The sequence below is a fragment of the Bradyrhizobium sp. USDA 327 genome, assembly GCF_041262065.1.
GTDB classification, from domain to species: domain Bacteria; phylum Pseudomonadota; class Alphaproteobacteria; order Rhizobiales; family Xanthobacteraceae; genus Bradyrhizobium; species Bradyrhizobium liaoningense.
In genome coordinates this window covers 1,397,928-1,418,000 of the sequence record NZ_JBGCCW010000001.1, presented here as the reverse complement: position 1 = coordinate 1,418,000, position 20,073 = coordinate 1,397,928, and the positions used below count along the sequence as shown (strand labels likewise).

The window sequence follows — 20,073 nt, the reverse complement described above, 5'->3', positions numbered from 1 at the left end:
CCCCAGGACACAACGAAAAAGGGGCGGCAGCGGATGTCCGCTGCCGCCCCTGGACTGGCTTGTCTTGCAGCCTCAGGTCGGCCGCAGCACCTTGGAGTCGAGGTCGAGCTCGTTGACCTGCTTGTTCCGCTCCGAATCGGCCGCCGCGCGATGGTCGGTCGCCAGCACCACATAGACCGCCGGCAGCACGAACAGCGTGAACAGCGTGCCGATCGACATGCCGGCCACGACGACCAGACCGATCGAGAAGCGGCTGGCCGCGCCTGCGCCGGTCGCGGTCAGGAGCGGGATCAGGCCGGTGACCATGGCGGCCGTCGTCATCAGGATCGGCCGCAAGCGGATGCGGGCCGACATTTCGATGGCGGAGCGGCGGTCGAGCCGCTCTTTGACCTGGAGCTCGTTGGCGAACTCCACCATCAGGATGCCGTGCTTGGTGATCAGGCCGACCAGGGTGAGCAGACCGACCTGGGTGTAGATGTTCATGGTCGCCGCGCCGAAGAACAGCGGGATCAGTGCGCCGACGATCGCCATCGGCACCGAGATCATGATCACCAGCGGGTCGCGGAGGCTCTCGAACTGCGCGGCCAGCACCAGGAAGATGATGATCAGCGCGAAGCCGAAGGTGATCGCGAGCTGATTGCCTTCCTGCACATATTGCCGGGAGTCGGCCAGATAGTCGTGGCTGAAGCCCTGCGGCAGCTTCTTGGCCTCGCCTTCGAGGAAGTCCACCGCCGCACCGACGGTCACACCCGGCATCGGCACCGCCGAGAACGTCGCCGAATTGAGCTGATTGAAGTGAGTCAGCGAATTCGGGTCGGTCTTGGTTTCAATGGACACCACCGTCGACAGCGGCAGCTGCTGGCCGGTATTGGTCGTCACGTAGTAGCCGCCGAGCGATTCCGGCGACAGCCGCTTGGCGCGCGGCACCTGCGGGATCACCTGGTAGGACCGGCCCTCGAGATTGAAGCGGTTGATGTAGTTGCCGCCGAGCAGCACCGCGAGCGTAGCGCCGAGGTTCTGCATGCTGACGCCAAGGTCCTGCGCCTTGGTACGGTCGATGGTCACCTTCACGTTCGGCTGGTTGTAGGCGAGGTCGCTGTCGGAGACGATGAACATGCCGCTCTTGCGCGCGGCCTCCTTCAGCTTCTCCATCTGCTCATAGACGGTCTGGAACCCGGCGGTGGAGTTGATCACCATCTGGATCGGCAGGCCGCCCGGACCACCCGGCAGCGGCGGCAGGTTGAACGCGAAGGCCTGCACGCCCTCGATCTTGGAGAGCTCGGCCTGCACCAGCGGCTTGAGCTGGATCGACGAACGCGTGCGCTCGTCCCAGGGCTTGAGCAGCATGCCGGCGATGCCGCCCTGCGGGCCGTTGATGCCATTCAGCACGAAGCGCAGATCGGTCTCGGGGAATTTCTGGAACTCCTTGTCGAGCTTGTCGCCGTAGAAATCGACATAATCGATGTTGGCGTATTTCGGTGCCTTGGTCACCGCGAACACGATGCCCTGGTCTTCTTCGGGTGCCAGCTCCTTCGAGGTGTGCATGTAGAGGAAGCCGACGAGGCCGAGGATCGTGATCGCAAACAGGCCGGTGATGGCCTTGTAGTCGAGCGAGCGATCGAGCTTACGGCCGTACCAGCGCGTCATCGCACCGAAGACCCTGTTGACCAGCTTTGCGAAGCGGCCCTCCTCGGTGTTCTTCAGCAGCATCGAGCACATCATCGGCGACAATGTCAGCGCGATCACGCCCGACACGATCACCGAGCCCGCGAGGGTAAAGGCGAATTCGCGGAACAGCGAGCCGGTGAGGCCGCCGAGGAAGCCGATCGGCGCGTACACCGCCGCGAGCGTGATCGTCATGGAGATGACGGGGCCCACGATCTCGCGCGCACCTTGCAGCGAGGCCTGAACCGGTGTCTTGCCCTCCTCAAGGTGGCGATGGATGTTCTCCACCACGACGATGGCGTCGTCGACGACGAGGCCGATCGCCAGCACCATCGCGAGCAGGGTCAGGAGATTGAAGCTGAAGCCCAACGCCAGCATCAGGGTGCAGACACCGATCATCGACAGCGGAATGGTGACGACGGGAATGATGACCGAGCGAAGCGAAGCGAGGAACAGGAAGATCACCACGATCACGATGATCACCGCTTCGCCCAGCGTCTTCTCCACCTCGTCGATCGAGGACTGGATGAACTTGGTGGAGTCGTAGGCGACCTTCATCTTCATCGACGGCGGCAGATTGCGCTCGAGCTCGGGGAACAGCGCGCGCACGCCCTTGACCAGCGTCAGCGGGTTGCCCTGAGGCGTTGCCTGCACGCCGATGAAGATCGCGTGCTCGCCGTTGAAGGCAACACTGGCGTCCGTGCTCTGGGCGGCAAGCTCGACGGTGGCGATATCCTCCATCCGCACGAAGCCGCCGTCCTTGGCCTTGACGATCATCTTCTTGAACTGGTTGACGTCGGTGAGGCCGGTATTCGTCGAGACGTTCGAGACGATGAGATAGCCCTTGGTCTGGCCCGCCGCGGACTGGAAGTTGTTGGCGGTGATTGCCGCGGCGACGTCGGCCGGCGACACATTGCGGCCGGCCATCTTCACGGGATCGAGCCACAGACGCATCGCGAAGGTCTGGCCGCCGAGAATGTCGGCCGAGGCGACGCCGTCGACGGTCGACAGCACCGGCTGCACCACGCGCGTCAGATAATCGGAGATCGCCGAACCGGACAGTTCCTCGGACGAGAAGCCGAGATACATCACGGCCGTGGTCTGGCCGGTTGTCTTGGTGACGATCGGATCGTTGGATTCCTTCGGGATCAGGTACTTCACCGAGTTCGTCTTCGCCAGCACCTCGGTGAGCGCCTGGTTCGGATCGAAATTCAGCTTGATGTAGACCTGAATCGTCGAAGTGCCGAGCACGGAGGACGAGGTGATGTAGTCGACGCCCTCGGCGGAGGCGACTGCCTGCTCGATCGGCGTGGTGATGAAGCCCTGGATCAGGTCCGCGGACGCGCCGGGATAGACGGTCGTGATGTTGATGACCGTGTTCGACAGCTTCGGATATTGCCGGATCGGCAGCATCATCGCCGCGCGCAGGCCGATCAGCAGGATCAGCAGGCTGACGACGACCGACAGGACCGGGCGCTTGATGAAAATATCGGTAAGGGCCATCGCGGCGATCTCGATTTCCGATCTGGATTTCTATGTCTCAAGAGACGTGATCCGGCCGGGCCGGATCACGCGAGGATGTCGTCAGTAGCGCGGCGGCTGCGCCGGGATCGGCGGAGCCGGGTCGGTCGAGATCGATACCGGCGCGCCCGATTGCAGCTTGAGCTGGCCGACGGCGACGACCTTGTCGCCCGCTTTCAGGCCCTTGAGGATTTCGACACGACCCTCGACCCGGTTGCCGGTCTGCACGAAGGTGCGCACCGCCGAGAGGCTGGACTTGCCGTCCGCTTCCTTTTTCTCGGCGATCACGAACACCGAGTCGCCGTACAGGGTGTAGTCGACCGCCGTCTCGGGCACGGTGATCACGGCCGGCTTGTCCGGCAGCACCACCGTGGTGGTCACGAACATGCCGGGCTTGAGGATCTTCTCCGGATTGGCGATCGTCGCCTGCACGCGGATGTTGCGGGTGTCGGTCGAGATCTGCGGCTCGATCGTGGTGATCTTGCCCTCGAAGGTGCGGCCCGGATAGGCGTCGACCTTGAGCCGAACGGCCTGGCCGACCTTGAGGTTGCCGGAGTCCTTTTCCGTCACCGTGAAGTTGGCCCACAGCTCGGACAGATCGGTCAGCGACACGATCGCCGTACCTGCCGTCAGATATTGGCCGACCTCGACCTTGCGCATGCCGAGATCGCCGGAGAACGGCGCGCGCACCAGCTTCTGCGAGATCAACGCCTCGGTCTTGGCGATGCCGGCCTGCGCCTGGTCGTAGGCGGCCTGCGCGGTATCGACGGTCGCCTGCGGACCGAACTGGCGCGCGGCCAGTTGCTTGGCGCGGTCAAGCGACAGCTGCGCGACGGTCGCCTGCGCCTTGTAATTGGCGAGGTCGCCCTGCTCGGGCGCGTCGAACAGCTGGACCAGCGGCGTGCCGGCCTCGACACGCGTACCCGGCTCGAACTTGATCTCCGTGACGCGGCCGTTGACGTCGGCGCTGACGTCGACCTGATGCACGGCGACGAGGCTGCCGACCGCGGTGAGCAGGTTCGGCACCACCTCGGACTTCGCCTCGGCCGCGCTGACGGCCGTCGGCGGCGGCTTGTTGTTGGCGAAGAACTGCTGGATCATCTGGCCGCGGAAATAGTTGAACCAGACGAGTCCACCGACGAGCGCGGCCAGAAGCGTGCCGACGATGATGAACCAGAGCACCGGCCGGACCGGACGCTTGGGAGCCTTGTTGTCGATCGGTTCGCCCGAAATCTTGTGTTCGGTTACGATGTTCATGTCATGCACTTTCTGCAATCGCCGCCTTGCCGGCATCCGCGGCCTGATCGCGGCCCAGATGCGAAGCAATTGCGGCGTCGTTAAGTCCTATACCCCTCAGGAGAAACTCACAGAGCTGCCGCTCCAGGTGGTTCGCCTTGCCGTAAGCGAGACAAGGCGTGGCCGGCAGCCTGGTCAGCGCCGCGGTCATCACCGCATGATGCGCAAACCAGAACAGGTTGAGCGGATCGCCAGCGTAGGGCCGCGCATCCCCGGCGGCCACGGCGCGCTCGAGCGAGCCGACAAAAGCCGCCCCAATCAGTGTCTCGATCTTGGCATATAGCAAACGCGCGAATTCGCCGTCATCCAGATGGCTCGTGGCCATGAGTCGCAGGCGCTGGGCCTCTTCCTGATCGGGACCATCGGCAATGTGCAGGAAATGCCCGACCATCCTGCGGATCACCTCGACCAGCGTGGCGGTCGATGGCTCCCGCTCGAGAAGCTCGATGAATGCCGGATCCGCTTCGCATTCGTCGCTGAGAATTTCTGCATAGAGCGCCGCCTTGGATGGGAAATGCTTGAACAGCAGCGCCTCGGAAATGGCAGCGGCGGCCGCCACGCTCTTCGTCGTGGTGCCGGTGTAGCCATGTCGGGCAAAGCAGCGCTTCGCGGCACCGAGGATCAATTGACGCCTCAGGTCGCTCGTCATACGCAATGAGCTCATGGTGGGTGAGTAAACACTCACCCACGCAGAAGTCAAGCACTATGTTGCATCGCAACCTGAGTGCGTTGCGAATTCACGGGAAATTCCCACCACCACTCGGGCTGCTTGCAGGGTGACCACCCCCTCCGACAGCAGCGCCGCTAGATCGGCTGGAAGCCGAGGTCGCCGCGGATCCGGTTGAGGATATAGGTCCCATCCCGGCTTGGGAGGATCCGCTCCAGGCTGGCGCTGTCGATCTTCACATTGGCAAAGCGCGGCCCGGCCGAAACGTCGTGGACGGCTTTGGCAAGGGCCTCGACCTCGGCCATGGTCGTGACGGCCCGGCTGTTCGCAATGCCACATGCCTTGGCGATGCCGACGAGGTCGGCGGCGGCCGAGGTGTGGCTGGTCTGCCCGCCGGTCTCGCCATAGGCCTCGTTGTCGAGCACTGCGATCGACAGATTGGGCGGCCTTTGCAGGCCGATGGTGGCAAGGCTGCCCATCCCCATCAGCATTTCACCGTCCCCGGTGATGACCAGCACCGGCAGCTTCGGCTGCGCCAGAGCGAGGCCGAGCCCGATCATCGCGGCGCCGCCCATGCCACCCCACAGGTAGAAATTGCGCGCATGGTCGCCGGCCGCACACATGTCGTTGGTGGAGGCCCCCAGGCCTCCGATCGCGACGACGTCGTTGCGGTCCGCAAGCAGCGTGGACACCACCTTGCGGCGGTCGAGGAGATTGGCCTTGCTCATTTGGTGAAAACCTTGGCGCCGATCAGGCGCTGCGACAGAAGGACGGCGGTCGGCGTGAGCGCGTTGTAGGCCTGCGCGGCGGCGGCATCGAGCACGGCGGGCACCTCGGCGGCGTTCGAGGCGCGCAGCACCTTGACGCCGGAGAGCTCGAACACGCCCTGCGTGGTCGATCCCATCGGCACCTGCCACGGATTGAACTCGCCCCACTCGCCGCGCATAGTCACCAGCGTGAGGAACGGAAAGCGCAGGATCGGGATCAGCGACAGCATGTTGATGCAATTGCCGACGCCGCTCGATTGCATCAGCAGCACGCCACGCTGTCCGCCGGCCCAGGCGCCGGCGAGCAGCGCCACCCCCTCCTCCTCCGTCGTCAGCGGAATGCCGCGCATGGTGGAGGAGTCCAGCACGCGCTGGATCAGCCTGGAATGACCGGCGTCGGGCACATACGGCACCTGCCGGACGTCGAAGCGCTGCAATGTTGCGAAGATATCGTCGGGCCAGTTCGGGGCCGTGTCGGCAGCGTCAGCGCGTGCGTGCATTTTCCTGTCCGGTCGGCTAGCAAGGTGCAAAGACTGTAGACGTATGCATGCGCCGACCAGAACAACAAAAACGGCATATCGGCTTTAACCGGCGAGTATAACGGGATGAACGCAGATGCGAAGGCGCTGGCGGCCAGCTTCGACCTCGAGAAGCTGACGCCCGAGTTCTACGACAACCCCTATCCGACTTATCGTGCACTGCGGGAGAACGAGCCGGTCAAGCGCCTGCCGAACGGCACCGTGTTCCTGACCCGCTACGACGACCTCGTCACCACCTACAAGAACACAAAATCCTTCAGCTCGGACAAGAAGCGCGAGTTCGCGCCGAAATACGGCGACACCCCGCTTTACGAGCACCACACCACCAGTCTCGTCTTCAACGATCCGCCATCCCATACCCGTGTGCGCCGCCTGATCATGGGCGCGCTGTCGCCGCGGGCGATCGCGAGCATGGAGGGCGACCTCATCAAGCTGGTCGACGGCCTGCTCGACGCCATCGCCGCCAAGGGCTCTTGCGAGCTGATCGAGGATTTCGCCGCCTCCATTCCCATCGAGGTGATCGGCAATCTGCTCGACGTTCCCCATGACGAGCGCATGCCGCTGCGCGACTGGTCGCTGGCGATCCTGGGCGCGCTCGAACCCGTGGTGTCGCCCGAAGCCGCGGCGCGCGGCAACAAGGCGGTGACGGATTTCCTCGCCTATCTCGAAACGCTGGTGGCGCGGCGGCGCGCCAAGCCGGGCAATCCCGAGCGCGACGTGCTGACGCGGCTGATCCAGGGAGAGGAGAACGGCGAGCGGCTCACCGAGAAGGAGCTGCTGCACAATTGCATCTTCCTGCTCAATGCCGGCCATGAGACCACCACCAATTTGATCGGCAACGGCCTCGTGGCGCTGGCCCGTCATTCCGACCAGAAGCAGCGGCTGATCGACAACCCCGACATGATCAAGACCGCCGTCGAAGAGATGCTGCGCTATGAAAGCTCGAACCAGCTCGGCAATCGCATGACCACGGAGCGTGTCGAGCTCGGCGGCGTCGTGCTCGATGCCGCCACGTCGGTGACGCTGTGCATCGGTGCGGCCAACCGCGATCCCGCGCAGTTTCCAGACCCGGAACGCTTCGACATCGCACGCACGCCGAACCGGCACCTCGCCTTCGCCACCGGCGCGCATCAATGCGCCGGCATGGCGCTGGCGCGGCTGGAAGGTGCCATCGCGATCTCGCGCTTCCTCGAGCGCTTCCCGAACTATGCCGTGAGCGGGCAGCCGGTGCGGGGCGGACGGGTGCGGTTCCGCGGCTTCTTGAGCGTGCCCTGCGCGATCCGCTGAGGCCTCCAAGCAAAAATGACGAAAACAACCCCATGCACAGTAGAGGCCGGTCGACGAACGACACCCTGCGGATCCGCAGAACTATCGGACGTTTCAGGCGAATCGGGCTGCGCCACGCCATCGGCGCATGAAGGCTTCCAAGCCGGCCGGCGAATACCCAAATCAAGCTGAAGACCACCGGTGCAGTCAGTTGAGGACCCCGCGCGCAGCAATGGAGTGACGACAGATGAGCTCGTCGGTCATTGATTTCATCGCAACGGAAGCACGGTTTGGCGCCCATAATTACGAGCCGATCGGGGTCGTCTTGTCGCGCGGCGAAGGTGTCTGGGTCTGGGATACCGAAGGCAACCGCTATCTCGATTGCCTCTCGGCCTATTCGGCGGTCAGCCAGGGCCACTGCCACCCCAAGATCCTGGCGGCGATGGTCGAACAGGCGCACAGGCTGACGCTCACCTCGAGGGCCTTCCACAACGACCAGCTCGCCCTGTTCTACGAGGAGATCGCCGCGCTCACCGGCTCCCACAAGGTGCTGCCGATGAACAGCGGCGCCGAGGCGGTCGAAAGCGCGATCAAGGCGGTTCGCAAATGGGGCTATGAGGTGAAGGGTGTGCCGGACGGTGCGGCCGAGATCATCGTCTGCGCCAACAATTTTCACGGGCGCACGCTTGGCATCGTCGGCTTTTCAACCGACCCCGAGACACGCACACATTTCGGGCCGTTCGCGCCGGGTTTCAGGATCATCCCGTTCGGCGACGCCGCGGCGTTGCAAGACGCCATTACCCCAAACACCGTCGCCTTTCTGGTCGAGCCGATCCAGGGCGAAGCCGGTGTCATCATTCCTCCGGCCGGCTATTTCACTGAGGTGCGCCAGCTCTGCACCGCCAATAACGTGATGCTGGTGCTCGACGAGATCCAGACCGGGCTCGGCCGCACCGGCAAGCTGCTGGCCGAGCAGCACGAGGGAATCGAGGCGGACGTGACGCTGCTCGGCAAGGCCCTGTCCGGCGGTTTCTATCCGGTGTCGGCCGTGCTCTCGAACAACGACGTGCTCGGGACTTTGAGACCCGGGCAGCATGGTTCGACCTTCGGCGGCAACCCGCTTGCCTGCGCGGTGGCGCGTGCGGCAATGCGCGTGCTGGTCGAGGAAGGCATGATCGAGAACGCGGCCACGCAGGGCGCGCGCTTTCTGAAAGGCTTGAAAGACATTCGTGCCAATACGATCCGCGAGGTTCGCGGGCGCGGCTTGATGCTGGCGGTCGAGCTGCATCCCGAGGCCGGCCGCGCTCGCCGCTACTGCGAGGCGCTTCACGGCAAGGGCATCCTCGCCAAGGATACCCACGAGCAAACGATCCGCATCGCCCCGCCGCTGGTGATCACAAGCGACCAGGTCGACTGGGCGCTGGAGCGGCTCGCCACCACCCTGACGCAGGATTTCTCTTGAGACTGCCTGCGTCGGAAGATCGCAATGGCGGCCGTGGCCAACAACGAACGATTCCCCCAGCCGTGCGTTGAATGTCGTGGGCGATTACGAGCTGGGAGCCACAATCATGCTTCCGCGTGGCGTTTGCCTTACGGCTGTTCTAGTTGGTGCCTCGATGCTGGGGGCGAGCGTCATCGCGTTCGCCCAAGGACCCGGACAGGGACATGGAAGGGGCGGGCCACCGGGTCCAGCCGCAGCGCCGGCAGCACGGCCAGCAGCACCACCGGCCATGGCACGCCCGGCGGCGCCGCCAGCGATGGCACGTCCCGCCGCGCCGGCATCCCATCCTCCTTCCATGCCGCAGCGACCGGCCATGGCGCCACGTCCGGCACCACATGTCGCCTCGCCGCCACCGCGTCCGGCCCCACATGTCGCTGCGCCACCGCGAGCCGCCCCGCACGTGGCGGCGCCACGGCCTGAAGTCCATCGCCCGCCGGCAGCACCGCAACGTCCGGCCATGGCACCGCGGCCGACGCCGCACATCGCCGCCCCCTCGCGCCCGAGCGCGCCGCCCATAAGCGAGCGGCTGTCGCGACGGGAGCAGATCGAACAGCGTGCGCAGCAGCATCAGCAGCAGATCCAGCAGCGCCAGCAGGTGGTGCAGCAGCGACAGCGCGAGACGCTGTCGCGCCAGACGACGGAGCGCCAGACCCGCATCGATCGTCTGCAGCAGCGCGTTCAGCAATTGCAATCCCAAAAGGTGGAAGGCGCGCGAGCGCAACGCGAGCAGCAACGGATGCTCCAGACCCAGAACCGCTTGCTCGGTCGTGAGCAGCGCGCGCAGCAACTCGACCTGGCGCGCCAGCAGCGGCTCGGACTGCAGGCTCCGGCCGGGCGCGCCGCGGCGACTGCGGCCGCCGTGCAGGCCGCCGAGCGCGGGCGGTTCGCAGCGCGCTTCCGCGAGCATGCCACTCCGCAGACCCAGGCGGCCCTCGTCGCTCGCCAGAGCGGCTGGGCGCCCCGGCAAGCCTGGCGTCACCGTCATCCCGCGGTGTTCGTGGCATGGCTTGGGCCGGTGTTCTGGCCTTACGCTTATTCTGACATTTTCAACTATACGTTCTGGTCCTATGCTTACGAGCCCGGCTATTGGGCCTACGCCTATGACGATTTCGTCGATACCGTGTTCTGGGGTGGTGATAGCCCCTATTCCGCCTATGCCAGCACCACCCCGTATGACTATCCGCAAGCCCGCGGCGACCGCGCCCGTCCGCGCGCCAGCGTGAGCCGACAAACGGTACAGCAATTGTGCGGCACACCGGACAAGGGCGTGACCGCCTGGCCGCTTGCCGATATCGCGCGCGCGGTGCAGCCGACGCCGGAGCAACGCGCACTGCTCGACGAGTTGAAGACAGCGGCGGCCAACGCTGCCGGCGTGTTCAAGGACTCCTGCGCGGAGACCTATGCACTAACTCCGCCTGGCCGCCTGCGCGCGATGATGAACCGCATCAGCGCGACCCTGGAGGCCGTCAAGATCGTGCGACCGGCACTGGAGAACTTCTACAACTCGCTCAGTGACGAGCAGCAGGCCCGCTTCAACGCGCTCGGCCCCAATGTCGGCGACCGCTCATCCCAGCAGCAGGAAGCGAGTAGCGAGAGCTGCGGCGATCCGAAGTCCAGCCTAACGCAGTTGCCGATCCAGAGGGTCGAGGCTGTGCTCCACCCCGCAGGCAAGCAGAAGGAGGCGCTCGACCGTCTCAGCGATGCGACGGCCAAGGGCGTTGAAGCCTTGCAGGCGGCCTGTCCGAACGATGTGCCCCTGACGCCGGTTGGACGGCTCGAAGCGATGCAGCGTAGGCTTGAAGCCATGCTGACGGCCGCCAAGCTGGTCGAACCTGCGCTGGACGAGTTCTACGCCACGCTGAGCAGCGAGCAGAAGGCGCGTTTCAACACCTTACAACAGGTCGCAAGCCCGTGAGGGCACCGCGCCTGACCTGGAGCACGATGAAATTTGGCTCGGTCGGTTGTTCCAGGTTCACCTCTCCCCAGCGGGGAGAGGTGCTAGCATCGATTCAACCCAAACTCATACCGCATTAGACCACCGTCTTGTGCCGCGCGATGCAGGTGCGCAGCACCTCGTTCATCGGCTTGCCCCACCAGTCGTTGGAGAAGATCTCGATCTCGGAATAGCCGGCAAAGCCTTGCGCTTCGACCGCCTGACGCACCGATTTGATGTCGATGACGCCGTCGCCCATCATGCCGCGGTCGTTGAGGATGTCTTTTGTCGGCACCAGCCAGTCGCAGACGTGGAACGCGAGCAGGCGATCCTGGCCGGCACGCGCGATCTGCCCCATCAGCTCCGGGTCCCACCAGATGTGATAGACGTCGAGCGCGACGCCGAGCATGCCGGTGCGATCAGGGTCGAGCCGGTCGCAAATGTCGAGCGCCTGCTTCGTGGTGTTCACGCAGGCGCGGTCGGCTGCATAGGCCGGATGCAATGGCTCGATCGCCAGCGGCAGCTTCGCCTGTCGGGCGTAGTCGAGCATCTCGGCAAGCGCGTCCTCGGCCTGTCGGCGCGCCGCCACGATGTCCTTCGAGGCTTCGCTGCCCGGCCGCGAATATTGCGGCAGGCCGCCGACCACGAGGACGATGCAGGGCGCGCCCAGCGCCTTGGCCTCGTCGACGCAACGCCTGTTGTCGTCCCGCACCTCGCCCCGGCGCGAGGCGTCCGAGGTGAACATGCCGCCGCGGCAATAGCCTGACAGCTCGAGGCCGGCCTCGCGCACGGCGCGCACGGCGCGCTCGAGACCGACGGCAGCGACCTGGTCGCGCCAGGGATCGATGGCACGGATGCCGTGCTTGGCACAGGCATCGATGATCGCGACGAGGTCACCCTGCTTGCGGACGGTCGCCGTGTTCAGCGACAGCCAGCGGTGGTCGGACGAGAAGTCGCGCATCAGGGCTCCAGTCCGTGCGAGGCGAGCACCGTCTTCATCCGCCGCGTCGCCAACTCCGGATTGGAAAGCAAACCGGCCTGATCGGCCAGACGAAACAGCTCGGCCAGATGCAGCATCGATCGCGCGCTCTCCTGGCCCCCGACCATGGTGAAATGGTCCTGATGGCCGTTGAGATACGCCATGAACACGACGCCCGTCTTGTAGAAGCGCGTCGGCGCCTTGAAGATGTGACGCGACAGCGGCACGGTCGGCCCGAGCACGTCGTGGAAGCCGGTCTCGTCGCCGGCCGCCAGCCGCGACAACGCGTAGGACGCCGCCGGCGCGATCGCATCGAAGATGCCGAGCAGCGCATGCGAGAAGCCCTGCTCGTCGCCGGCGATCAGCTCGGCGTAATTGAAGTCGTCGCCGGTATACATCTTGATGCGCTTGTCGAGACGACGGCGCATGTCGATCTCGCGCTGCTTGTCGAGCAGCGAAACCTTGACGCCGTCGACCTTGGCTGCGTTGCCGTTGATGATGGCGACCGCCGTGTCCATCGCCTTGTCGAGATCCCTAGTGCCCCAATAGCCCGTCAGCGCGGGATCGAACATGTCCCCGAGCCAGTGAATGATCACGGGCTCGCGAACCTGCGACAGCACGCGGTCATAGACCTTGGCATAGTCGTCGGCGTTGCGGCCAAGCCTGGCCAGTGCGCGCGACGCCATCAGGATGATGCGACCGCCGACCTTCTCGACTGCCGAGATCTGCTCCTCGTAAGCACGGATGACGTCGTCAAGGCTCTTGGCATCCTCGACCGCGAGATGGTCCGTGCCGGCCCCGGAGAACACCAGCGCGTTGCGACGCTTGGCGGCGCCGACCGAGCGCGTGATCAGCTCCAGCGACGTCGGCCAGTCCAGCCCCATGCCGCGCTGCGCAGTGTCCATGGCTTCGGCAACGCCAAGGCCGAGATCCCAGACGTGCTCGCGGAAGGCGATGGTCTTGTCCCAGTCGACGGCGACCGAGAGCCAGGGATCGTTGTCAGCGAAGGGATCGGCGACGGTGTGCACGGCGGAGAAGGCGATGCGGTTTAGCGGTCCCTCGAGCTTTGCGGGAAACGTGCGCGAGGCCGCGAGCCGGTAGGTCTCGATCGAGCGATCGGCCTTCGGCAGCTTCAACGACAATGACGACATCGGCAGGACGGGTTTGTTCATTGTTCCACCCTCAGGCCTTGATTGGGGCGACGTCGATCCAGCGCCGCTCCTTCCAGCTCTTCAGCGCGCATTCGGCGAGCTGCACGCCCTTGGCGCCTTCGAGCAGCGTGAACTTGTAGGGCGCATCCTCGTAGACGTGGCGGATGAACATCTCCCACTGCTCCTTGAAGCCGTTGTCGTAGGTGACGTTGTCGGGCAGCTTCTGCCAGTCGCCGTAGAAATCGTGCAGCCGCTTCTCGTCGGGATTCCACACCGGCCGGGGCGTCGCCTGCCGCGCCTGGATCATGCAATCGGTAAGGCCTGCGACCGCCGAGCCGTGCGTGCCGTCGACCTGGAAGGTGACGAGGTCGTCACGATAGACGCGCGTCACCCAGGACATGTTGATGTGAGCGATGATGCCGCCCTCGAGCTGGAACGTGGCGTAGGCGGAATCGTCCGCGGTCGCCTTGTACTTCTTGCCCTGCTCGTCGTAGCGCTCGGGGATGTCGGTGTTGCCGATGCAGACCACGCTCTGGACGTTGCCGAACAGGTTGTCGAGCACGTAGCGCCAGTGGCAGACCATGTCCAGGATGATGCCGCCGCCGTCCTCGTCGCGGTAATTCCAGGACGGCCGCTGCGCCTCCTGCCAGCCGCCTTCGAACACCCAATAGCCGAACTCACCGCGCACCGAGAGGATGCGGCCGAAGAAGCCTGAATCGCGCAGGAAGGCGATCTTCTTCAGGCCCGGCAGGAACAGCTTATCCTGGACCGTGCCGTGCTTGACTCCCTTGGAATTGGCGAGCTTGACCACTTCGAGCGCTTCTTCGAAGTTCGTGGCGATCGGCTTCTCGCAATAGACGTGCTTGCCCGCATTGATGGCTTGCGTCAGCAGACCGGGGCGCGCCTGCGTGGTCGCGGCGTCGAAGAACATGGTATCGTTCTTGTCGGCGAGCGCTGCATCGAGATCGGTGGTCCAGCGTGTGATGTTGAAGCGCTTGGAAAGCGCCTCGACTTTCTCGGCGCTGCGGCCGACCAGGATCGGATCGGGCATGACGCGGTCGCCGTTCTTCAGGCGGACGCCACCCTGGTCGCGGATCGCGACGATCGAGCGGATCAGATGCTGGTTGAGCCCCATGCGGCCGGTGACGCCGTTCATGATGAGGCCGAGGCGTTGCGTGGTCATGCCAATTACTCCCAAAGTGAATTTGGCTGTTCGAGCGGGCGCAGCGCCGACCAGTCCGGATGGACCGACGTCGCAAAGCCAGTTGCGTGAAGCGGTTCGGTGAGAAGATCGCCGTCGTGGATGGAGAGCCGGACGCCCTGCCCGGCGTCGGCATAGAGATCGGGATGCGCGGCCGCGAAGGCCTGGGCTTCTGCTATGGGCGTTTCACCAAAGCCGTCGACATAGTGGTGGCCGTTACGCTCGGCGTGGGTGACGCCGATGAAGGCACCCAGCGCGAGGTCCTGCTGCACGGCAAGACCGGCCTGGCAGGTGAGGTCCTCGCCGGTCACGAAGTACTGCTCGCCGCCCGCGCTCCATTTCGCCGCGCGCGTCGCATTGACGATGGATTTGTAGAGGCCCTTGCAGGATTTGGAGGAGATGCCGCGATAGCCGAGGGCCCGGGCGGCCGGAAAAGCATCGTAGGAATCGTCGGCTTCGTCGATGATGAAGCCGTGCGCGGCCAGCGAGCCGAGCGGCGATTGCCGGGTGATGTCGCGCGGCATTGGCTGTTCGACATAAAGCAATCGCGCCGCGATCTGGCGCAGCGCGGCGTCATGATCAAGCCGGTCGATCAGCGCTCGCAACGCGGCGAGGTCGGCGTACTGCTCGTTGGCGTCGAGCGTCAGCTTGTAGTCATACCCCAGCGTATCGAGCTCCTTGCCGATCCGGGCAAGCCGCGCCGCGTCGGCCGCGGGATCGCCCGACAGCTTGAGCTTGAAATAGCGCGCACCCGCGTTCTCCCGCGGGTCGGCAACGCCGCCCTCGCCTTCTACGGGATCATCAAGACCGACGGTGTGCCTGATGGCAACACGCTCCAGCGGCGCCCGGCCGCGGAGGAACGTGGCGATGTCCGCCCCCACAAGGTCAGGCGAGAGTCGCGCGTCCATGCCGGCGATGTTGCCGGCCATCCCGTCGAAGAAATTGGTTTCAACGCCTCGCAGCAGCGCATCGAGGATCGCCTTGTCGATCTCGGCCGGCCCGTAAGCAGCGGCGAGCGCCGGAATGTTCTTCTTCGCGCAGGTCGCGATCTGCGCCCCGATGCACGAGGCATGCAGATCGAACGCGGTCTGGTATCCGGTCCGCGCCAGGTAGAGACCGCGCGCGATCTCCAGCGAGCGGCGCAAGCCGTCCACCGTCTGCGCCGGCGACAGCTCCGGCCGCTTGTCGAACCATTTCGGCACCAGCAGCTCGGCGCTGGCGCCGACGGCACCTCCCCTGCCCTCGACCTCGATCTCCACCCGCACGAACAACTGCGGCGTCGCGTTGATCGTGATCGCGCCGAAGCGGAACGGCCGTGCGAACTGCACAGGTCGTTCGAACAATGCGATGTCTCGCAGCTTCAGGCGGGGTGACATGGTGTTAGTTGGCTCCCGAGATGCGGCAGTGCACCTCTCCCGCTTGCGGGAGAGGTCGGCGCAAAGCGCCGGGTGAGGGCTTTCTCCTCTGGGGGGTTCTCGCGAGCGGAGACACCCTCTCCCCAACCCTCCCCCGCAGGCGGGGGAGGGAGCGCACCGATCGCGCAGCTGTCATCGGCATTCTCATCGCCCTAATCCAGCGCACCTTGCGAGAAGAAGTGCTTGCGGATGCGCTGCACGAGCTCGGTGAAGACAGGATCGGCCATCGCGTCGAGCGAGCGCGGGCGCGGCAGCGGCACGTCGTAGATCGCGGCGATCGCGCCGGGGCGCTCGGTCATGACCAGGACGCGGTCGGCGAGGAACACGGCCTCGGGAATCGAATGCGTGATGAGCAGCACCGTCTTCTTCGTCTCGCGCTGGATCCGCATCAATTCGACATTCATGCGTTCGCGCGTCAATGCATCGAGCGCGCCGAACGGCTCGTCCATCAGCATGATCCTGGGATCGTGCACCAGCGCGCGGCAGATCGAGGCACGCTGCTGCATGCCGCCGGAGAGCTGCCAGGGCAGCTTCTTCTCGAAGCCTTCGAGCCCGACCAGCTTCAGGAGCGCCTTGGCGCGATCGAGATATTCCTGCCGCGGCAGGCGCTTCATGTCGATCGGCAGCATCACGTTGGACAGGATGTTGCGCCATGGCAGCAGCAGCGCGTTCTGGAAGACGATGCCGACATTGCCGTGCGGCGCCGTTACCTTCTGGCCCTCGACCAGGATCTCGCCCGTGGTCGGCGCCAGCAGGCCCGAGATCAGCTTGAGCAGCGTGGACTTGCCGCAGCCGGATGGGCCGACCACGACGAAAAACTCGCCGTCGTTGATGTGGAAGTCGAGCGGCCGCAGCGACGGCACGTCGCCGTCGCGCGTCCGATATGTCTTCGACACGCCTGACAACTTGATGCCCGACGCATCGCCCGCCCGGTCGCTCACCAGTCGCAGATGGGCGGCCGGTGTGCTGACATCGATTGGTTTGGTCGCAGGACTCATCGCAGCCTTCTCCACCCGTCGTCCCTGCGAACGCAGGGACCCATACGCCGTGCCGGCGCGTTCGGGCATACGGGGAGAGACCTTCCGCACCAATTGAGGCCGGTGGTTATGGGTCCCTGCGTTCGCAGGGACGACAGCGGAGAATGATCGCTCACGTGCCACTCTTCGGCAGATAATCGTTGGTGTAGAAGGCCTTCGGATTGTCTTTGGCCTTGGCGTCGAGACCGCCATATTCGACCATCAGATTGACTGAATCCGTCATGTTCTGATCGGTGACCTGGAACGGCCGTTTGCCCTTGGTCTCCGCGGTCCGGTAGAGCGGAATGGTCAGCTCGAAACCCTGCGTCAGCGTGTCGATCTTGCCGCCCTTGGGGTTGGCATCGAGGATCGCCTGCGCTGCGGCTTTGGGCTCCTTCTCGGCGGCTTCGACGGCCTTGGTCGTCGCCGACATGAAGCGGCGGACGAGATCGGCATTGGCCTTCACATAATCGGCGTTGGCGATGATGCCCGACGACACCATGTTGATGCCGTAGTCGGCGAACTTAATCGGATAGACGTCCTTGCCGGTGGCGTCCTTGATCTTCATCGACTGGTCCATGACGTAGCCGAGCAAAAGGTCGGCCTGGCCATTGATGACGGCGTTGAGCTTGGTCTGGCCGTCGCCGGCCACGGTCTTGAAATCGCTCTCCTTCAGGCCGGTCTTCTTCAGGAACAGCGGCCAGATCTGGGTCATGGAGTCGGCCGGCGTGATCGCCACCGTTTTGCCCTTGATGTCCTCGGGCTTCCTGATGTTCTTGTCGGCGAAGCCCATCGCGGACATCGGGCTGGTCTGGAGCAGCACGCCGGTCGCAACCACGGGCGCGCCCTTGATCGCGGCACGCATCATGGTGGGGACGTCGACATAGCCGAAGTCCGCGGTCTTGGCAGCGACGGCCTGCGTGGTCGCAGCCGAGCCGCGGCCTTCCTGGATCTCGAGGTCGATGCCTTCAGCGGCATAAATGCCCTTGGCCTTGCCGTAATAGAACGGTGCGTGCTCGCCATAGACGTACCAGTTGAGCATCAGCACGACCTTGTCGGCCGCCTGGGCCGGCATGGCCGCAAAGGTCATCAGCACCGCCGAGACAACCCCAATCAAGCGCTTCATCGTCAATCTCCCTTGCCCTTGTTGCGTCGGCCGTTGGTGGCCGTTCGTTGCTTCATTTCAGAGCCGAAAATACTCAAGCGGCGAAAATCACGTCCTCGCGCTGGCTGACATGCCAGGGAATGACCAGCTTCTCGATCCGGTCCACGATCCAGAACAGGACCACGCCGAGCAGCGCGAGGATCACCAGCGCCGCGAACATCGTCGGCAGGTCGAACGTGCCGATCGAGCGCTGCATCACGTAACCTAAGCCGGAATTGGAGCCGACGAACTCGCCGACGACGGCGCCGACCACGGCGAGCGTCACCGACACTTTGAGGCCGGAGAAGATCGCCGGCAGCGCATGCGGCAGGTTCACCGCGCGGAACACCTGGAAACGGCTGCCCTGCATGGCGCGGGCGAGATCGACCATGTCAGGATCGACCGACTTGAAGCCCTGCACCGCCGAGACCACCACGGGGAAAAAGCCGAGCAGGAACGCGGAGATCACCTTTGGAATGATGCCGAAGCCGAACCAGACCACGAACAGCGGCGCGATCGCGATCTTGGGCACCGACTGCGAGAACACCAGCAGCGGATAGACGTAGCTCTCCACCGTCTTCGAGCCCGCGATCAGCATCGCGATGGGAATGCCGAACAGCGCCGAGAGCACGAAGCCGCAGATGGTCGCATAGGTGGTTGGCCATGACTGGCGCAGCAGTTCCGGCCATTCGGTGCGAAGCACCGCGACGACATCGAGCGGCGACGGGATCTGATAGGCGGGAATCCTGAAGATTCGGATCGCGAGATCCCAGGCGACCACGATGAAGACCAGGAACAGAAACGGCCGAACCCAGGCCGCGTTCAGCATCTTGGAGACCGCGTTTTGCGGCTTCAGCTCGGCCAATTTTCACTCCCGGCATCTTCTTCGTTGTGCGCAGAAATTAACCCGTTGGATAAATACTGTCCAGAGCTTTCCCTGTGACGTTTTGCGCCGGGTTCCGGCAGCGGAAGCCACGCGAGGGATGTGAGTGAATGGCAGCGTGGCAGGACCGTCGCGCCCCCATCTCCGGTGTCATTCCCCGCGAAAGCGGGGAATCCAGTACGCCGCGGCTTGTCCGCATCCCACCAGCGTCTCTGGAATACTGGATCGCCCGATCAAGTCGGGCGATGACAGCGGAGATTGGGAAGAACAGCGACTACGCCGTCTGCACCACCGCGCTGCGCGACTTCGGCGCCTTGGCAATCTCGAACAGTGCCACGGATTGCCCTGTCAGCGCGGCAAGCACGAGGCCGACCATATGGGCAAGCCGCTCGTCCTTGGCCTTCTTGTCCAGGAGATCGCGGCCGAAGATCACGCTGAGCGTGGCCGAATTGGAAAGATAGAAGAAGCTCAGCGCCGCGATCGAGATGTAGAGCTGCACCGGATCGACCGCGACCTGGAAGTCGCCGCTGTCGACACCGCGCCGCACCACGGTGCGGATCATCTCGACGAAGGGCGAATGCATCGACTTGACCTTGGTCGATTTCTTCAGGTGTTTTGCGCGTGCGAGGTTCTCGGTCTGGAGCAGCGACAGGAACTCCGGATTGCGCAGGAAGTAATTCCAGGTGAACTCGATCAGGCGGCGGATCGCCTCGGGCGGATCGAGGTGCTCGAGATCGAGCCCCCGCTCCTCGCTGCGGATCTTGTCATAGGCGCCTTCGAGCACGGCGAGATAGAGCTCGTCCTTGTTGCCGACGTGATAGTACAGCATGCGCTTGTTCGCGCCGGCCTTGGCGGCGATGCGGTCGACGCGCGCGCCGGCGAGCCCATGGGCGGAGAACTCCTGCTTGGCAGCTTCGAGAATGCGCAGCCGCATCCCCTCGGGATCGCGCTGCCATTTCAGAGTTCGCTTTGCCTTCGCCAAACCGGGTGCTCGCTGGAGGTTCTCGGGTCAGCGTGTAACACGCGTGCGGGCGTTTGAGAACGATCTCGTGCCCCAGACGCAATTTCGTAGGGTGGGCAAAGGCGCACTTGCGCCGTGCCCACGCCTTCTCATCAAGCCGCCAAGACG

The 20,073-nt window shown here is 64.6% G+C and carries 16 protein-coding genes; 3 read left to right on the top strand and 13 right to left on the bottom strand.

All coding sequences use genetic code 11. The features are described from left to right. Positions 1-72 precede the first annotated feature (72 nt). The 5 genes from ABIA42_RS06460 to ABIA42_RS06440 form a co-directional block, all read right to left on the bottom strand. Positions 73-3,168, bottom strand: a complete 3,096-nt coding sequence (locus ABIA42_RS06460) for a MexW/MexI family multidrug efflux RND transporter permease subunit (RefSeq protein WP_271529961.1) — start codon at positions 3,166-3,168, stop codon at positions 73-75. A gap of 81 nt (positions 3,169-3,249) precedes the next feature. Then, entirely contained in the window at positions 3,250-4,443 is a 1,194-nt protein-coding gene (locus ABIA42_RS06455; RefSeq protein ID WP_370114804.1) for an efflux RND transporter periplasmic adaptor subunit, read from the bottom strand. A 1-nt stretch (position 4,444) separates the two neighbouring features. Beyond that, the gene (locus ABIA42_RS06450; protein ID WP_271529963.1) at positions 4,445-5,131 is read right to left on the bottom strand and encodes a TetR/AcrR family transcriptional regulator; all 687 of its coding nucleotides are present in this window, start codon (positions 5,129-5,131) and stop codon (positions 4,445-4,447) included. A gap of 155 nt (positions 5,132-5,286) precedes the next feature. Then, a complete protein-coding gene (locus ABIA42_RS06445; RefSeq protein WP_370114807.1) occupies positions 5,287-5,877 on the bottom strand; it encodes a thiamine pyrophosphate-dependent enzyme in 591 nt (196 codons plus the stop codon). Next, positions 5,874-6,416 (bottom strand): phosphonopyruvate decarboxylase, encoded by a 543-nt coding sequence (locus ABIA42_RS06440; protein ID WP_271529965.1) that lies wholly within the window; start codon positions 6,414-6,416, stop codon positions 5,874-5,876. The genes ABIA42_RS06445 and ABIA42_RS06440 overlap by 4 nt, the downstream gene beginning before the upstream one ends. A 105-nt stretch (positions 6,417-6,521) precedes the next feature. Here ABIA42_RS06440 and ABIA42_RS06435 point away from each other — a divergent pair, with 105 nt between their 5' ends. From ABIA42_RS06435 to ABIA42_RS06425, 3 genes are all read left to right on the top strand, one after another. Continuing rightward, positions 6,522-7,742: a cytochrome P450 gene (locus tag ABIA42_RS06435; RefSeq protein WP_370114809.1), complete on the top strand. Its 1,221-nt coding sequence runs from the start codon at positions 6,522-6,524 to the stop codon at positions 7,740-7,742. Positions 7,743-7,968: 226 nt separating this feature from the next. Then, positions 7,969-9,183 (top strand): ornithine--oxo-acid transaminase, encoded by a 1,215-nt coding sequence (gene rocD / locus ABIA42_RS06430; protein ID WP_370114811.1) that lies wholly within the window; start codon positions 7,969-7,971, stop codon positions 9,181-9,183. Positions 9,184-9,679: 496 nt separating this feature from the next. Next, on the top strand, positions 9,680-11,137 hold the full coding sequence (locus ABIA42_RS06425) for a Spy/CpxP family protein refolding chaperone (protein ID WP_370114813.1): 1,458 nt from the start codon (positions 9,680-9,682) through the stop codon (positions 11,135-11,137). A 115-nt stretch (positions 11,138-11,252) separates the two neighbouring features. On the opposite strand, the gene ABIA42_RS06420 is transcribed toward ABIA42_RS06425, so the two are convergent. From ABIA42_RS06420 to ABIA42_RS06385, 8 genes are all read right to left on the bottom strand, one after another. Further along, positions 11,253-12,116, bottom strand: a complete 864-nt coding sequence (locus ABIA42_RS06420) for a sugar phosphate isomerase/epimerase family protein (protein ID WP_370114815.1) — start codon at positions 12,114-12,116, stop codon at positions 11,253-11,255. After that, the gene (locus ABIA42_RS06415) at positions 12,116-13,306 is read right to left on the bottom strand and encodes a dihydrodipicolinate synthase family protein (protein WP_370114817.1); all 1,191 of its coding nucleotides are present in this window, start codon (positions 13,304-13,306) and stop codon (positions 12,116-12,118) included. The genes ABIA42_RS06420 and ABIA42_RS06415 overlap by 1 nt, the downstream gene beginning before the upstream one ends. 10 nt (positions 13,307-13,316) lie before the next feature. Continuing rightward, the gene (locus tag ABIA42_RS06410; RefSeq protein WP_370114819.1) at positions 13,317-14,468 is read right to left on the bottom strand and encodes a Gfo/Idh/MocA family protein; all 1,152 of its coding nucleotides are present in this window, start codon (positions 14,466-14,468) and stop codon (positions 13,317-13,319) included. A 5-nt stretch (positions 14,469-14,473) separates the two neighbouring features. Beyond that, positions 14,474-15,862, bottom strand: a complete 1,389-nt coding sequence (locus ABIA42_RS06405) for a hypothetical protein (protein WP_370114821.1) — start codon at positions 15,860-15,862, stop codon at positions 14,474-14,476. A gap of 191 nt (positions 15,863-16,053) precedes the next feature. Continuing rightward, complete coding sequence (locus ABIA42_RS06400; RefSeq protein ID WP_370114823.1) at positions 16,054-16,899, bottom strand: ABC transporter ATP-binding protein; 846 nt, start codon at positions 16,897-16,899, stop codon at positions 16,054-16,056. Positions 16,900-17,050: 151 nt separating this feature from the next. Beyond that, on the bottom strand, positions 17,051-18,043 hold the full coding sequence (locus tag ABIA42_RS06395) for an ABC transporter substrate-binding protein (RefSeq protein ID WP_370114825.1): 993 nt from the start codon (positions 18,041-18,043) through the stop codon (positions 17,051-17,053). A gap of 73 nt (positions 18,044-18,116) precedes the next feature. Then, on the bottom strand, positions 18,117-18,926 hold the full coding sequence (locus tag ABIA42_RS06390; protein WP_370114827.1) for an ABC transporter permease: 810 nt from the start codon (positions 18,924-18,926) through the stop codon (positions 18,117-18,119). Between the two features lie 292 nt (positions 18,927-19,218). Then, positions 19,219-19,926: a TetR/AcrR family transcriptional regulator gene (locus tag ABIA42_RS06385; protein ID WP_271529976.1), complete on the bottom strand. Its 708-nt coding sequence runs from the start codon at positions 19,924-19,926 to the stop codon at positions 19,219-19,221. Between the last annotated feature and the right edge of the window lie 147 nt (positions 19,927-20,073).